This is a genomic window from Pseudomonas brassicacearum subsp. neoaurantiaca (genome assembly GCF_013608025.1).
Classification (GTDB): domain Bacteria; phylum Pseudomonadota; class Gammaproteobacteria; order Pseudomonadales; family Pseudomonadaceae; genus Aquipseudomonas.
Genome location: NZ_VDLV01000064.1, coordinates 139266 through 155196, shown reverse-complemented (window position 1 = coordinate 155196; position 15931 = coordinate 139266). Strand labels below are relative to the sequence as shown.

The window sequence follows — 15931 nt, the reverse complement described above, 5'->3', positions numbered from 1 at the left end:
CTATATGCTTTTTTCATTGCCTGCCTGGCCGTGCTCCTCCGAGGTTCATCGTGAAAACTGCTGTCGCCCCACTCGCCCATGAAATCCCTCCCCGTGCGCAAGATGATGTCGTCGCCGAATTGAAGGACATCTACATCGAGAAGGGCACGCCGATGTTCATGCGCACGGTGCTGGCGCTGTTCTGCGGTGGCTTCGCGACGTTTGCCCTGCTCTATTGCGTGCAACCGATGATGCCGTTGTTGTCCCAGGAATTCTCCATCAACGCGGCGCAAAGCAGCTTGATCCTGTCGGTGGCGACCGGCCTGCTCGCCATCGGCTTATTGATCACTGGCCCGATTTCCGACCGCATCGGCCGCAAGCCGGTGATGGTCGCGGCACTGTTCGCCGCGTCGATATGCACGATTGCCAGCGCGATGATGCCGACCTGGCAGGGTGTGCTGATGCTGCGCGCCTTGGTCGGGCTGTCACTGAGCGGTTTGGCGGCGGTGGCGATGACCTACCTGAGCGAAGAAATCCATCCCAAGCACATCGGCCTCGCGATGGGGCTGTATATCGCCGGCAACGCCATCGGTGGCATGTGCGGCCGTCTGATCACTGGGGTGTTGATCGATTTTGTCAGTTGGCACACGGCGATGTTGGTGATCGGTGGCCTGGCGCTGATCGCGGCGGCGGTGTTCTGGCGGATTCTTCCCGAGTCACGCAATTTCCGCCCCAGGTCGCTGCATCCGCGCAGCTTGCTGGACGGGTTCATCATGCACTTTCGCGACGCTGGGCTGCCGCTGCTGTTTCTTGAAGCCTTTGTATTGATGGGCGCGTTCGTGACGTTGTTCAACTACATCGGCTATCGCCTGCTGGCCGCGCCTTATCACCTGGATCAAGCGTTCGTCGGGCTGCTTTCGGTGGTTTACCTTTCGGGCATCTACAGTTCTGCGAAGGTGGGCGCCATGGCTGACAAGCTCGGTCGTCGGAAAATGCTTTGGGCGACCATCGCGCTGATGTTGGCGGGCCTCATCCTGACCTTGTTCACGCCGCTGTGGCTGGTGATCATCGGCATGCTGGTATTCACCTTCGGCTTCTTTGGCGCCCACTCGGTCGCCAGCAGCTGGATCGGCCGCCGCGCCCTCAAGGCCAAGGGCCAGGCTTCGTCGCTTTATCTGTTCAGCTATTATGCCGGCTCCAGCGTTGCGGGCACGGCGGGCGGCGTGGCCTGGCATCTCGGTGGCTGGAACGGAATCGGCCTGTTCATTGGTGCTTTGTTGGTGATTGCGTTGTGCGTGGCGGTGAAGCTGGCGAAATTGCCATTGTTGCCGGGGAATGTGCAGGTTTAGCCATCACTAAATCCCCTCGCCACAAAAACCCAATTCTTCTGGTCGAGGTTGCTGTGTGCTCAGTCGGTCATTGATGCAACACCACTCGAGCCTCCAGCGCATCATCACGCGCTTCCAAGGTCAGCGACCGCAACCCCGCGCCCTCCCGCTCTTGTCGATCCAACCACCGCAGCAACGCACTCGCATCACCCCTGACGGCGAGTCGCAACGAGTCGCCCTCGACGTCCATTTCCGCGATGTCCAACCCCGCCGCCGTCGCACTCTCATTGACGCGCACCGACAAGGGCCGGTTAGCGGCCGTTGTGTCCCGGCTGGGTTCGGCGCGCTGGATGCGGACGCTCAGTTCGGCTTGTTGGCGGTACTGTCGCTCGGCAACCTCCAGCCGTTGCCGGGTCGGTTGCCAAATCGCGGCGTAGGCCAGCGCGAGCGACAACAACCCGACAAGCCCCAGCAACAACCCTTGTTCCCGGCGCGACAGGCTTCCCCAGACCTGCTTCGAGACCTGCCATCCATTGAGTTTCATCAACTGTTCTCCAGCGTGAGGATGGCCAGCACGCGGTTGTTCTGCTTGCTGGCGCTGCCCAAGGTGACAGGCAACCCGTTTTGCTGCCCGCGTTCACGCAGCTGTTCCAGTTCGACGAAACTGTTCGCTGTCAGTTGGATTTTCCAACCTTCGCCTTCACGAAAATCGATGCGCTGCACCTCGACGTTGCTGGCGCCGATGACCTGCTCGGTCAGACGGGTCAGACGCGCGACCTGGGTGTCCTGGCTTTGCCCGCGTCGGCTCTGCAATGCCTGGAACTGTGCCGCCAGATCGACGATCCGTTCCTGCCTGGGATACAGCGACCTGAACCGCTGCTCACTTTGGGCATACAAAAGCTGGGTTTCACTTTCCAGAAAGCGCACGCGGGCATCGCTGAAGGCCCAGGTGAGCACCAACAGGCCCAGTATCGCCGCCGAAGCACCACGCCATGGCAGCGGGCGTCGGCGTCGACGAAACTCACCTTGCAACAGGTCGATGGGACGTCCATTCGCATTCAATATCCATTCATCGATACCTGGGCAATCAAGCTCTTCATCCAGCCACTGAATGTCTTCGGGCAGGCCCGGCTTGAGCGTCATCAAAGCCCCTGGCGACAATGACAGGCGCGCCGACAGCCCGCCACCCAGCAACCAGCGCCCGAACCAGCGCACGCCCGATGCCTGGTTCTTGCAAAACAAGTCAGCGTCGACATGCACTGCCCGCGTGTCGATGCCCTGCTCGGCGAGCAGCGCCAGCAACGCCCGGAACCGGCCGCGCTCCGTCACCATCAGCGGATAGCGGTGCTGATGATCCCGCGGGCCGATGCTGATGTGCAGCGCCTCCAGGTTTTCACTCAGTTGCTCTTCGATGGCGAATGCCAGGGCCTGGGGCCTGGGCTGGCGTCGAGACGGCCACGGATCGCTGCGCAACCAACTGCACATTTCCATTGGCAACAGCACATCGACGGGCCGTCCGTTCAACTCGCCGGCCGCCTCGTGCAGCGGCAGGCGACGACGTTCACCGGTGGGCGACCACACGCAGCACGGCCACTTTGCGCACGGCGCGTCCAGGCCTTCGGCCGTCAGGTAAAGCCAGGTTTTCATCAAGGAAGCTCGCTGGGGCTGAAGGGTAAGAAACGACGCTGACGAACCGTCCAGCGCCCGCTAACAGAATCGCGCTCGATATCCGAGGCCAGGCGCAGACGGCTGTCGCCATGGGTCACGCTCACGGTGATTCGAAACCAGCGGCTGCCCACGCCCAACCCATGGCTGTTGAGGCCGACTCCGGACAGCAACGGGTCGTTGGTAAACGCCTGCACGCTGGCGTATGGCGCATGGCGACGCTGGTTGGCCAACGTCTTGGCGGCCCCGGTTTCCATGCCATCAAGGGTCATCAGTACACGCTGCGGGGCGGTATTGATGTTCAGGCGTGCGTCCTTGGGCAGCAACACCACCCAGGGTTCCAGGCGCCGCAGTGTCTGGCCGTCGATGCCTGGCAGCAGACGCAGTTGACTCAACTCTTGCACCGGCCCCACCTGGGGCAACGCCAGTGGCGGCAGATCCAGCAAGGCCAGCAGGCGACTCCAGCGACTGAGGGTGACCTGATCGATTTGCCCCAGGGCCAGCAGCGCGTTGAGATTCAGGCGCCCGGACAGATCCTCGATAGCGATGCGCAGCTCGGCGCCGTCCACTTCCAACACGGGCTCGATCCGGGCCCAATCCTGGCTCAGGTCAACGGGCCCGGACGACGTTATTGCGCTATCCTCCAGCACCACCCGCGCCCAGTCTTCCCCTGCCAAGCCCAATTGCCGCAGCTGGACCTGTTGCAGTTGCTGCGCGCTGCTGTGCAACAGCACCCGATGGCTGCGCAACAGCCCACCGACCAGCAGCAAAGCCAGGCTCAGTACCAGCAGCACACTGATCAGCGCCACGCCGCGTTGGCGCTTCAAGGCAGCGCCTCCGGCAACAGCAACACTCGACGGATCTGCTCGAAACGCCCCGCCGACACGATTAATTCCAGCGCCAGCGGCTCGGTGCCCCTAGCGCTTTCGCGGTGCCAGTCCCGCTGTCGGTCGAGCACCCGCCAGCTCAAGCTGTGGACCTCGTCGAGCAATTTTTGCCGCTGCACAAGTGTCGTGCCCTCGCCGATACTCTCGCGCCATAACGCACCGCCCTTGAGCTGGTAGCGCACCGTTTGCCGTTCACTGCGTGGCTGGTCCAATGGGTTGCGCCAATGGCTGCGCTGCAACTGCAAGTGCCCCGGCGCCAGCACGACCGAGTCGGCAACCGCCTGCCATACATCCCGTTCGATCACGCCGACAGCACGCTGCAAGGCCCTGATGTCGCGTTCGTGTTGACCGACTCCTTGTTGGGTCCGCACGACGCCGTTGAACAACCGCCAACTGGCCAGGCCGAGCAAGGCAAAAATGGCGATTGCAACGACCAGTTCCAACAAGGTGAAACCCGACTGCTTATTCATGACGACGACCAATCCACCCGGTGGTGCGGCGTACGACGGTGGCGCTGTCGCCGCGGCTCACCTGGATCTCGACCCGCAGCAGGCGCCCGTCATGGGCCGGGGCGACGCGCTGTTGCAAGACCCAATCGCGGCGATCCAGGTGTCGATTCAGTCGCTGTTGGCCGGGCGGCGTGACGGTTTGCAGGCGTAGTTCGCTCAACTGATTGTCCGCCAGCCAGGCACCGAACAGACGGTCCTCCAGGCCGGCGCTTTGCTTGAGCACGAATTGGCTGGCCGAAAGCACGGCCGCCGCCAGCGTGGCGAAAATCGCCAGGGCAATCATGACTTCCAACAGCGTGAAACCCTGGCAAGCGGCGGCCTGCCCGCGCGCGTTACTCATCGATCAGCGGCTCCGCCAGGCCATCGCTCGATACCCGGGCAATCGCTTGCCCAGCGACTTTGATCAATAGCCTGAACGGGCTGATCTCGTCACTGCTGAGCAGCAGCAACTGCGGCGGTCCCTGGACATCATCGAGGCGCAGAACATGGCCGTCCTGCTCCAAGCCAAGCGTCAGGCCCTCGGGCATTCGATGCGACGCCGACACTGCCGTCCAGTCCTGGGCTTCGAGTCGCAACGCCTGATAACCGCCTGGCTGCACGCGCACGCCGTATTCCTGCCCGTCCAACACCGCCCGCTCGCGCAACTGGTGCACCACCGCGACGAAGTCGCGCGCCTGCTGCCTTGCCTCCCGCGCCGGGCTCGCCCCCGTGGCGAAACGGACCATGCCCGCCAGGACGCCGATCAAGACGATGACCACCATTAGCTCCAGCAAGGTGAAGCCCCGGCAACGACGTGGCATGTTCACTCGACCCAATTGCCGATGTCGGCCGCCATCCCTTCACCCCCCAACACGCCGTCGGCGCCCAGGGAGTACAGGTCGTAGCTGCCATCAACGGATTTGTGCCCAGGATTGACGTACTGGTAGGGCGTGCCCCAAGGGTCGATCGGCAGGCTTTTCAGATACCCTTGTGGGTTCCAGCTCCTGGCCACGGGCGTGCCGGACGGGCGTTTGCTCAACGCCTCCAGGCCTTGTTGGGTCGAGGGGTACTGGAAGTTGTCGAGGCGATACATTTCCAGGGCCGTGGCGATCGCCTGGAGATCGGTGCGGGCGGCCGTGACCTTGGCCTGGTCGGGTCGGCTCATGAACTGCGGCACCACGATGGCGCCGAGCACGCCAATGATGACCACCACCACCATGATTTCGATCAGGGTGAAACCGCGTTGGGGGCGTGCGGGTGGGTTGCTTTGAGGTTTCATCGGTCAATTCACCAATTGGTTGAGGCTCAGGATCGGTAGGAGGATGGCCATGACGATCAGCAGCACGACACCGCCCATCAGCACCAACATGGCCGGTTCGAAAAGGCTCACCACCAGCGCAATGCGCGCCGCGAGGCTGGCCTCCTGTTGTTCGGCGGCCCGGGCCAGCATGTTGTCGAGCTCGCCGGCCCGCTCGCCGCTGGCGATCATGTGCAGCATCAGCGGTGGGATATCACCGCCCTGCTCCAGGCCACGGGTCAGGGTCCCGCCTTCGCGGACCGAACGGGCGACGTCGGCCATGCGGGCGCGAATCGTCAGGTTGCCGATCACCTGCGCGGCGATGTGCAAGGCATCCACCAGCGGCACCGCGCTTTTGCTCAGGATCGCCAAGGTGCTGGCGAATCGCGCCGCTTCCATCGCCCGCAGCACTTCGCCCAACAGCGGCAGCCGCAGCAACAAGCGGTGCCAGCGCAGGCGCCACGTCGGCTGACGCAAGCTCCAGCGCCACAACCCGAACAGCCCGGCCAGGACACCGGACATCAACAGGCCATGGCGACGCAAGCCATCGCTCACGGCGATCAGCGCCTGGGTCAGCCAGGGCAACGGCTGGCCGCTGTCGATGAAAATCTTCACCACGTCCGGCACCACGTAGCCCAGCAGGAAGCCAACAATCGCGACGCAGGCCAGCATCAGGATCAGCGGGTACACCAATGCCAATTGAATGCGCTGGCGCGAGGCCTGGCGCGCCTGGGTGTAGCTCGCCAGTTGTTCCAATACTTGGCCAAGGTGACCGGATTGTTCGCCCGCCGCGACCGTGGCGCAGAACAGCTCGGGGAACGCCTGGGGAAAGGCCTTCAGTGCCGTCGCCAACGCGTGCCCCTCCATCACCCGGCCGCGCACCGCCGCCAGCAGGTGGGCAACGCGGCGCTTCTGGCTCTGTTGCGCCACCGCCTCCAGCGATTCTTCAAGCGGCAGTCCGGCCTGGATCAGGGTGGAGAGCTGCAACGTCAGCAACGCCAGATCCGCCGGGCTCAAACGTCCCCCGGCATGCCGCCCGCCCAGGGTTCGTTGCTCCTTGGCTTCGGCAAGTTCGCTGGGCAGCAAGCCGCGCTCGCGCAGCAACTGGCGAGCATGGCGCGGGCTGTCGGCGTCCACGCGGCCCTTACAGCGACGGCCATGGGCGTCTTCGGCCCGATAAACGAAGGTCGGCATGGGCGCTAATCCTCCTGAGTGATGCGCAGCAATTCGTCAACACTGGTCAGGCCTTCCAGCACGCGCCGACGGCCGTCCTGGAACAGGCTGCGGGAGGTCTTGCGCGCCTCGGCGGCCAGCGCCTGCTCGGTGGCGCCCTGGTGAATCAGCTGCGACAGGACGGCGCTGACATTCACCAGTTCATAGATCCCGAAGCGTCCGCGATAGCCTTTCTGGCATTGCTCGCAGCCCTGGGCCTTGAACAACCGGGGCGCGGCAGCGGCGTCAAGGCCCAGGCGCCGACACGTGGCGGCGTCAGCCACATACGGCGTTTTGCAGGACGGGCACAGACGACGCAGCAAGCGCTGGGCGACGATGCCGGCCAGGGACGACGCCAGCAGATAGGCATCCACGCCCATGTCCACCAACCGCGTGACCGCACCGACGGCGGTGTTGGTGTGCAGGGTCGAGAGCACCAAGTGCCCGGTCAGCGACGCCTGGACGGCGATTTCGGCGGTCTCGCGGTCGCGTATTTCGCCGACCATCACCACGTCCGGGTCCTGGCGCAAAATGGCCCGCAAGCCACGGGCAAAAGTCATGTCGACTTTCGGGTTGACCGGCATCTGGCCAATGCCCGGCAGGTGGTATTCGATGGGGTCTTCGACCGTAAGAATATTGCGGCTCTGGTCGTTGATGCTGCTCAGCGCCGCGTACAGACTGGTGGTTTTCCCCGACCCCGTGGGCCCGGTGACCAACACGATGCCGTGGGGCTTGCCGAGCAGCTGGCGCAGGCTCGCCAGGGTGTCGTCGGGCAGGCCCAGGCGTTGCAGATCCAGGCGCCCGGCCTGTTTGTCCAGCAGGCGCAACACCACCCGCTCGCCATGGGCCGACGGCAGGGTCGAGACCCGCACATCGACCTCGTGGCCGGCCAGGCGCAACGCCATTCGACCGTCCTGGGGCACGCGTTTTTCGGCGATGTCCAGGCGCGCCATGACCTTGATCCGCGACACCAGCAGATTCGCCAGTTCCCGACGCGGACGGAGCATTTCCTGCAACTGTCCGTCGATGCGCATGCGCACCGACAGGTATTGCTCGAACGTTTCCAGATGCACATCCGAGGCGTGTTCGCGAACCGCCTCGCTGAGCAGCGCATTGATCAGCCGGATGATCGGCGCATCGCCCTGCTGTTCCAGCAGGTCGGTGGTCTGCGGCATCTGGTCGGCCAGGCTGAGCAGATCCAGTTCCTCGTCCAGGCCCTGGGCCACCTGCTCGGCGGCGCTCTGGCCCTGGCGATAGACGCTGGCCAGGCGCAAGGCGAACTGTGCCGGCTCCACCACCTGGATCGGCAAGTCCCGCCCGCACAGGCGCCGCACTTCGGCCACGGCCGTCAGCGGCGTATCGCGGCGCATGACCAGGCTCAAGGTCGGCCCCGAGCCTTCCAACAGCACGCCCAGGCGCCTGGCGAAACCAAAGGGCAACGGCTCGCTCAAAGGTCACCGGAGCGCTGTAGGCGCGAGTCGACCGCCGACGCATCCGTGGATGACTCGAACAACTGGCGGGCATCGCGCGGCAACAGCAGCGAATTGTTTTTTCGCGAGCCGGGTTTGCTCAGCTCCCGGAGCGCGTCGTAGCGCTGGCGACTGACCTCGGCCAGGTCTTCGTTGCTGCGCACGATGGTCGGGCGCAGGAACACCATCAAGTTGCTTTTGGTCTGGGTGTCACGGTTCCAGCGAAACAACGCGCCAAGGTACGGAATGCTGCGCATCAGTGGCACGCCGCTTTGCTGGGTGCGGACACTGTCGCGGATCAGGCCGCCGATCACGATGATCTCACCATCGTCCGCCAGGATCGTGCTCTTCAAGGCGCGCTTGTTGGTGATCAAGTCAGAGGAATCCACACCGGAGACCGACGGCGCGATATCCGAAACTTCCTGCTCCACTTCCAGGCGCAAGGTCGAGCCTTCGTTGATGTACGGCTTGACCTTGAGGCTGATGCCGACGTCCTTGCGCTCCACGGTGGTGAACGGATTGTCCGCACCGTTGCCGCTGGTGGCGTAGGAGCCCGTCTTGAACGGGACGTTCTGGCCCACAATGATTTCCGCTTCCTGGTTATCCAAAGTCAGCAAGCTGGGGGTGGACAGCAGGTTGCTGTGGGTATTGCTCGCCAGCGCCGAGATCAGCGCACTGAAGCGGTCGCCGCCCAGCCGCAGGATCGCGCCTTCAGGTCCTTTATCCAGCTCACTTAGATTCAGGTTGCCAATGATCGGGATATCGGTTCCCGGAAAGTTGATGAACCCGGTCGCGCTGCCTCTGTCGAGGCCCCACTGCACGCCCAAGGCTTCGGTAATGTCCCCAGAAACCTCCACGATAGCCGCGTGGATAAGCACTTGAGCCCGAGGTTGGTCCAGTTCACGGACGATGTTTTCAATGATACGAATCTGCGCCGGGTCGGCGATCAACACCAGGGCATTCTGGCTTTCATCGGCCTTGATCATGAATGGACTGGCGACAGCACTGTCCCGCAGGCCGGCCAGGGCCGGTTTGGTTTTCCTATCCTGACCGACCCCTTCCAACACCTCGGCCAATTGCTTGGCATCGCTATGGCGCAGGCGGATGACCCGGGCGTTGTCCTGGGATGCGGCGGCCGGGACATCCAGGGTCCGGGCCAGATCGACCAGACGCTGGCGCACCGCTGGCGCGCCGATGATCACCAGTCGATTGCTGCGCGCGTCGGCGATCACCACGCCCGCCGTATCACCCTCGCGCTTGCCGCCGGAGGCGTCCACCAATGGCGCGATGTCCCCGGCCAAGGCGTGCTGCAAGCGCACCACCACGTGATTGCGGTTGCGCCCCGAGTCCAACTGTCGAACCACTTCGGCGATGCGCTGGACATTGGCAGCGGTGTCGGTGACCACCAGGGCGTTGGACGATACCGAAGGGCCGACGTAACCATTGGCCGACACCAAGGGCCGGATCAACCCGGCGACGTCGGCGGCGATGCTCGATTGCAGGTCCAGGACCCGGGTAACGAACTGCGACGGCGTGGCGCTTTTTGCATCGGCGATTCCGGCGCGCGTCTTGGCATCGCTGACCGGTGTGATCAGGATCCGCTCGCCTTCGTCAATCACGGTGAAGTTATGCGCATCGAGAACCGAATAGAACAACCGACGCACGCCTTCGCGGTTCAGCGCCTCACGCGACATGACGGTGATGCGCCCCGACACGCGGGGATCGAGCACCACGGTCTTGCCCAGGATCGCGGAGAATTCCTCGACCACGTCGCGCAGTTCCGCGTTGTTCATTGCCAGTTGCCACTGGGCCTCTTCGGCCTGCAGCAAACCGACGGGCGTCAGCAGGCAGGACGCGGCGAGGCAGAACAGGACGCGCGAAACACGGCCCCGGATAAAGCTGTTCATGAACTTGATCACTCTGATTGCCCAGCCACCGGGCGTAGGTATTGCGAGGAGTGGATAGCCGCGTGGCGCCCGTCTTCGTGGCCCAGCTGGCGCAGCAAAGGCTTGGCCGCCGGTTGCAGGGTCAACCGTTCTTCACGCCCATTGCGCCACAGCGTCACATGGCTGGCCTCGACCCGGCGCAACACGCTGCCACCGGGCAAGCGCTCACCCACTTGGTAAATGCGCGGGCCGGTGGTGTCCGCCAGCAATGCCCGCGACAAACCTTGGTCGGCAACGAAACTGGCTTGCAACGTAATCGGTTCGGCGCTTGGCACCTGGGCACCTTCAGGCGCCAGGCCGAGCACGGTCGCCACCGCTTGCACGTTGGGCACGTCGCGAACCGGCGTCACCGGCAAGTCGGCCACCACCGGTAGGTCATGGCCCAATGCCTGGCGAAAACGCCACTCTTGTCCGGCCAGGAATCCCCCATAGAGCAGCGGCACGAGCAGCAGCAACAGCTTCGGCATGCCGACCCGAAACGACAGGTTCACCTTGGCGCTCTCCGGAGCATGTTCGAAGGCTTGGCGAAGGACATTCTTTGCACCACCCGGCGTCCGGAAAACTCGTGCCAGAGCACCGCGCACAGATGCAGCGCGACGAGCATGGAAAGCACCACGCAAGAGAGGATGTGGACGGTGTTGGCTAGTTCGATCAAAGCCAGATCAGCCAATGGCTGGGGGAATCGAACGAGACCAAAGACATTGATGGCGCTTTTCATCATCAGCACGCCAGTCACCAGTACGACACCAATGACCAGGTAAATCAGCGCATGTACCGCCAAGGCCAGCCGCTTGTTCAATGAAAGCCTCGCCCCACGGGGCTCCAGCTCGCAGACAAACAGCCAGGTCCGCCAGACAAAAAACGGAATTAACAGCGTGGTCAGCGACACATTGAGTGAGCCGACCCACTGTTGGGTCGTAGCTGATACCGAGTTGAACGCCACATAAAAACCGGACATCAACGCCCATAAAATAATGACAGCCGACAGCCAGTGCAGCAGCACCCGTCGTCTGGAGTAAGGGATAGACATCACTGTGTTCTCGTCTGAAGGCCCCAGGTAATCCGTGCGATCGCCTGGGGCCGTGCCTGTCAGGACTTACAGCTTGTTCCAGGCGCTTTGCCACGACGCACCGACACCCGGTTCGAAACCGTTTGCCGACGGGCTGTACTGCTTGCAGAAACCGGATTCGGGAAACGGCTTGCATTCGAAGACTTCGTCAGTCTTGGGCTGCAGCACTTTCGTGCCGGCGGTGTAGCCGCTGATACCTTCGGGGAACACGAAGTCGTACTCGATACCCGCGTCTTCGCCGGTCAGGGTGACCGACTTGGTATCCTGGCGGGAGGTTCGCCCGTCTTCGGTGGTTCCTACCAGCGTCAGGGTGTGAGCGCCTGGAGCGCTACGCACCTCCAGGTTCAGACCTGTGCTACCTTCACCCACGGTCTGGCTTACGACGCCAACCTGCTTGTTCTTCTCATCGAACAAGGTGGCTTCGAGGTTCATCCGGCGGTTCGTCTGCGCGGTGAACGCCATGCTGACTTGACCTTTGTCGAGTGCGTACTCTGGCTGCAGGGAGGAAATTTCCATGCTGGCGCCGACGTCTTCCTGCATATCCAGCTGCACTTCATAGCGGGTCACACCGCTTTCTTTCTGGGCATACAGACCGTTGGTGCCTTTGACCGGCGTGATATTGCCGTCTGCGTCACGAACCCCGGCACGAATCAGCGGATGGGCGTTGTTGATGGCTTCGGCCAGTTTGAACGACCAGTTTTCAGCCAGGCCTTCCTCGGCGTTGTCGATGCCGATCTCTACGCTGTACTCGGTATTTTCACCGGTGGCAGCGAATGCTCGGGCCTTGACCTTGTCACCTGCCCGCAACTGGGTCGATGGCGTAATGCTGCCCACCGGCGACCAGCCGCCCGGCAATGCGGCTTCGGCGAGAATGTTTACATCGATCGGGTTGTAAAATGCGGCATCGGTATCGCCGACCGTCCAGATCCCCAGAATGACGTGATGGCCCGTCTTGCTGTCGGGAATGACGCAATTGTGCGGGGCACCGCTTACCGGAAGTTGATTACCGCCATCTACCGTGCAGAACGGTGTGCTGTCGAACGAGGCACGCTTGAGCACTTCGTTCGGGTTCCAACCGTCGCGGGTAATGAAATATTCGTGTTTGGTCGCCGGGTGCGCGGCGGAGTAGTGCCATTGAAAGGTAATGTTGCGGTCTCTGATTTCAGTCAGATGCCAGCGCGAAGCCGATTGCGCGTCCAGGGCAGAAAACCGGGCATTGCCGCCGCTGGCGATTTTGCCATCGATAGGCCCCTGCAGCGGCGCACCACCCGCTCCATTCGGGAAGCCCTTGAAGGTTTCGCCGGTACTCTGCGGCTCGTATTGCGCGCCGCCGCAGTTCAGATTGACGCCTTTCTGGCACAACAGTGCGCGAGAAGGTGGTACGTCGACATAACCATGGGCCAGCACACCTTGGGATGCCGCCATGGCCGACAACAGAACTAATGAGGATGCACACCCCGTTAACACATTGCTCTTATCGAAGTTCTTTTTCATATAATTTCCGACCAGTCATCAAAAATGAAAGACGTATCACCGTCCTCTCGAAAGGTGCGCCAGACTGCTCAGCGCCCACCCTTGCAAGTGCCCGGAACCTTATAGGAAGCTAAAACCTTAATATGTAGGACAAATCTCTCAACATAGAAGGAATCATCTTGGAATGAATTCCCCCTACATAACTTGAGAATTTTCTTACGAATAGAACTCGTTACCGAAAAAAGACAAACAAACACAATTTAACGCGCCAGGTATAACGACCGACTGGATTTATGGTCGGATCGTTAAACAAGCGGACATAAAAAAGCCTGTCCGGCACGGGTCCGGACAGGCTGGGTGACAGGGCTGCAATCAGAGGTGGTATTGCGCCGACAACTCATGCACCGCTCGCAGGAAAGCACCGGCGTGTTCCGGGTCGACTTCAGGGGTGATGCCATGGCCAAGGTTGAATACATGACCACTGCCCTTGCCATAACTGGCAAGGATGCGTCCGACTTCAGCGCGGATGGCTTCGGGCTTGGCGTAAAGCACGGTTGGGTCCATGTTGCCTTGCAACGCAACCTTGTGACCGACGCGCTCGCGAGCGTTGCCGATGTCGCAAGTCCAGTCCAGGCCCAGGGCGTCGGCGCCGGCATCGGCGATACTTTCCAGCCACAGGCCGCCGTTCTTGGTGAACAGGATCACCGGCACTTGGCGACCTTCGTGTTCGCGGATCAGGCCGCTGACGATCTTGCGCATGTAGGCCAGGGAGAACTCCTGGTAGGCCGCCGCCGACAGGTTGCCGCCCCAGGTATCGAAGATCTGCACCGCTTGCGCACCGGCCAGGATCTGGCCGTTAAGATAGGACGTCACCGACTGGGCCAGCTTGTCCAGCAACAGATGCATGGCTTGCGGATTGTCGTAGAGCATCGCCTTGGTCTTGCGGAAGTCCTTCGACGAGCCGCCTTCGACCATGTAGGTCGCGAGTGTCCACGGACTGCCGGAAAAACCGATCAGCGGCACGCGACCGTTGAGTTCACGGCGGATGGTGCTGACCGCGTCCATGACGTAGCCCAGGTCCTTCTGCGGATCGGGAATCGGCAGCGCCTCGATGTCGGCCAGGGTGCTGACGACTTTCTTGAAACGCGGACCTTCGCCGGTCTCGAAGTACAGGCCTTGGCCCATGGCGTCGGGAATGGTGAGGATGTCGGAGAACAGGATCGCCGCGTCCAGTTGCGGATAGCGGTCCAGCGGCTGCATCGTGACTTCGCAGGCGAACTGCGGGTTCATGCACAGGCTCATGAAGTCACCGGCCTTGGCGCGGCTGGCGCGGTACTCCGGCAGATAGCGACCGGCCTGGCGCATCATCCATACCGGGGTGACGTCTACAGGTTGCTTGAGCAGGGCGCGAAGGAAACGGTCGTTCTTCAGGGCAGTCATGTCGGCATCCGGAAAAAAAGTGCGGGCATTTTCTCAGAGCGCGACGCAAAAGGCACGGCAAGAGCCGTGCCTTTTATCTATCGGGGCAATTTGTCGCGGTGCCAGGCAATTTTCGCAACACCACATGACACCTGTGGGAGCGAGCTTGCTCGCGATGAGGGCGTCACATTCAACATCTTCGTCGACTGATCCACCGCTATCGCGAGCAAGCTCGCTCCCACATTTTGATCGCATTCCAGCTATGGAAAGTGATCAGACTTGCAGGTAATCCAGGATCCCTTCCGCCGCATTGCGGCCTTCGAAGATCGCCGTCACCACCAGGTCGGAACCGCGGACCATGTCGCCACCGGCGAAGATCTTCGGGTTGCTGGTCTGGTGTTTGTACTGGCCCTGTTCCGGGGCTACGACGCGGCCCTGGCTGTCGGTCTGGATGCTGAACTGCTCGAACCACGGCGCCGGGCTCGGGCGGAAGCCGAAGGCGATGACCACGGCATCGGCCGGGATGATCTCTTCGGAGCCCGGGATCGGCTCGGGGCTGCGGCGGCCGCGGGCGTCCGGTTCGCCGAGACGGGTCTCGACCACCTTCACGCCTTCGACCTTGTCTTCACCGACGATGGCGATCGGCTGGCGGTTGTAGAGGAACTTCACGCCTTCTTCCTTGGCGTTCTTCACCTCTTTGCGCGAGCCGGGCATGTTCGCTTCGTCACGACGGTAGGCGCAGGTTACCGACTTGGCGCCCTGGCGAATCGACGTGCGATTGCAGTCCATCGCCGTGTCGCCACCGCCGAGCACCACGACCTTCTTGCCTTTCATGTCGACGAAATCTTCCGGCGACTTTTCAAAGCCCAGGTTGCGGTTGACGTTGGCGATCAGGAAGTCCAGCGCGTCGTACACGCCCGGCAGGTCCTCGCCGGCAAAGCCGCCCTTCATGTAAGTGTAGGTGCCCATGCCCATGAAGACCGCATCGTATTCTTCGAGCAGTTGCTCCATGGTCACGTCCTTGCCCACCTCGGTGTTCAGGCGGAACTCGATGCCCATGCCGGTGAAGACTTCGCGACGATTGCTCAGCACGGTCTTTTCCAGCTTGAACTCGGGGATGCCAAAGGTCAGCAGGCCACCGATTTCCGGGTTCTTGTCGAACACCACCGGCGTCACGCCGCCACGTACCAACACGTCGGCGCAGCCCAGCCCCGCCGGGCCCGCGCCGATGATCGCCACGCGCTTGCCGGTCGGCTTGACCTTGGACATGTCCGGGCGCCAGCCCATGGCGAACGCGGTGTCGGTGATGTATTTCTCCACAGAACCAATCGTGACCGCGCCGAAACCGTCGTTGAGGGTGCAAGCACCTTCACACAGGCGATCCTGCGGACACACCCGGCCGCAGACTTCCGGCAGGGTATTGGTCTGGTGGGACAGTTCGGCGGCCTGGAGGATGTTGCCCTCGGCCACCAGCTTCAGCCAGTTGGGAATGAAGTTGTGCACCGGGCACTTCCATTCGCAGTACGGGTTACCACAGCCCAGGCAGCGGTGGGCCTGGTCGGCCGACTGCTGGGGTTTGAAAGGCTCGTAGATTTCCACGAACTCTTTCTTGCGTTGACGCAACAGTTTCTTCTTCGGATCCTTGCGCCCGACATCGATGAACTGGAAGTCGTTATTCAGACGTTCAGCCATTGTTAAA

The 15931-nt window shown here is 62.3% G+C and carries 16 protein-coding genes; 1 reads left to right on the top strand and 15 read right to left on the bottom strand.

All coding sequences use genetic code 11. The features are described from left to right. Window positions 1-83 precede the first annotated feature (83 nt). On the top strand, window positions 84-1328 hold the full coding sequence (locus FHK92_RS26985) for an MFS transporter (RefSeq protein WP_445758193.1): 1245 nt from the start codon (window positions 84-86) through the stop codon (window positions 1326-1328). Between the two features lie 67 nt (window positions 1329-1395). Here FHK92_RS26985 and gspM read toward each other — a convergent pair whose 3' ends face one another. The 15 genes from gspM to FHK92_RS26910 form a co-directional block, all read right to left on the bottom strand. Beyond that, the gene (gene gspM, locus FHK92_RS26980) at window positions 1396-1851 is read right to left on the bottom strand and encodes a type II secretion system protein GspM (RefSeq protein WP_181290849.1); all 456 of its coding nucleotides are present in this window, start codon (window positions 1849-1851) and stop codon (window positions 1396-1398) included. Continuing rightward, a complete protein-coding gene (gspL, locus tag FHK92_RS26975; protein WP_181290847.1) occupies window positions 1851-2954 on the bottom strand; it encodes a type II secretion system protein GspL in 1104 nt (367 codons plus the stop codon). The genes gspM and gspL overlap by 1 nt, the downstream gene beginning before the upstream one ends. Beyond that, window positions 2954-3799 (bottom strand): type II secretion system protein GspK, encoded by an 846-nt coding sequence (locus tag FHK92_RS26970; RefSeq protein WP_181290845.1) that lies wholly within the window; start codon window positions 3797-3799, stop codon window positions 2954-2956. Before FHK92_RS26970 ends, gspL begins: the two co-directional genes overlap by 1 nt. Continuing rightward, entirely contained in the window at window positions 3796-4329 is a 534-nt protein-coding gene (locus FHK92_RS26965; RefSeq protein WP_181290844.1) for a type II secretion system protein GspJ, read from the bottom strand. Before FHK92_RS26965 ends, FHK92_RS26970 begins: the two co-directional genes overlap by 4 nt. Further along, entirely contained in the window at window positions 4322-4708 is a 387-nt protein-coding gene (gspI, locus tag FHK92_RS26960) for a type II secretion system minor pseudopilin GspI (RefSeq protein WP_181290843.1), read from the bottom strand. The genes FHK92_RS26965 and gspI overlap by 8 nt, the downstream gene beginning before the upstream one ends. Next, window positions 4701-5168 (bottom strand): type II secretion system minor pseudopilin GspH, encoded by a 468-nt coding sequence (gspH, locus tag FHK92_RS26955; RefSeq protein ID WP_181290842.1) that lies wholly within the window; start codon window positions 5166-5168, stop codon window positions 4701-4703. The genes gspI and gspH overlap by 8 nt, the downstream gene beginning before the upstream one ends. Window positions 5169-5170: 2 nt before the next feature. After that, window positions 5171-5626, bottom strand: a complete 456-nt coding sequence (gene gspG, locus FHK92_RS26950) for a type II secretion system major pseudopilin GspG (protein ID WP_181290840.1) — start codon at window positions 5624-5626, stop codon at window positions 5171-5173. A 3-nt stretch (window positions 5627-5629) separates the two neighbouring features. After that, a complete protein-coding gene (gspF, locus tag FHK92_RS26945; RefSeq protein WP_181290838.1) occupies window positions 5630-6838 on the bottom strand; it encodes a type II secretion system inner membrane protein GspF in 1209 nt (402 codons plus the stop codon). A 5-nt stretch (window positions 6839-6843) separates the two neighbouring features. Then, entirely contained in the window at window positions 6844-8307 is a 1464-nt protein-coding gene (gene gspE / locus FHK92_RS26940) for a type II secretion system ATPase GspE (protein ID WP_181290836.1), read from the bottom strand. Beyond that, window positions 8304-10232, bottom strand: coding sequence for a type II secretion system secretin GspD (gene gspD / locus FHK92_RS26935; RefSeq protein WP_181290834.1), 1929 nt, complete (start codon window positions 10230-10232; stop codon window positions 8304-8306). Before gspD ends, gspE begins: the two co-directional genes overlap by 4 nt. 8 nt (window positions 10233-10240) lie before the next feature. Next, window positions 10241-10762, bottom strand: a complete 522-nt coding sequence (locus FHK92_RS26930; RefSeq protein ID WP_181290832.1) for a type II secretion system protein N — start codon at window positions 10760-10762, stop codon at window positions 10241-10243. Then, window positions 10759-11301 carry a cytochrome b gene (locus tag FHK92_RS26925; protein ID WP_181290830.1) on the bottom strand — a complete coding sequence of 181 codons (543 nt, stop codon included), beginning with the start codon at window positions 11299-11301 and terminating at the stop codon, window positions 10759-10761. Before FHK92_RS26925 ends, FHK92_RS26930 begins: the two co-directional genes overlap by 4 nt. Before the next feature lie 66 nt (window positions 11302-11367). Next, window positions 11368-12834, bottom strand: coding sequence for an N-acetylglucosamine-binding protein GbpA (gene gbpA / locus FHK92_RS26920; RefSeq protein ID WP_181290828.1), 1467 nt, complete (start codon window positions 12832-12834; stop codon window positions 11368-11370). Between the two features lie 351 nt (window positions 12835-13185). After that, window positions 13186-14253, bottom strand: a complete 1068-nt coding sequence (hemE, locus tag FHK92_RS26915; protein WP_181290826.1) for a uroporphyrinogen decarboxylase — start codon at window positions 14251-14253, stop codon at window positions 13186-13188. A 252-nt stretch (window positions 14254-14505) separates the two neighbouring features. Beyond that, complete coding sequence (locus FHK92_RS26910) at window positions 14506-15924, bottom strand: FAD-dependent oxidoreductase (RefSeq protein WP_003196992.1); 1419 nt, start codon at window positions 15922-15924, stop codon at window positions 14506-14508. Window positions 15925-15931 lie beyond the last annotated feature (7 nt).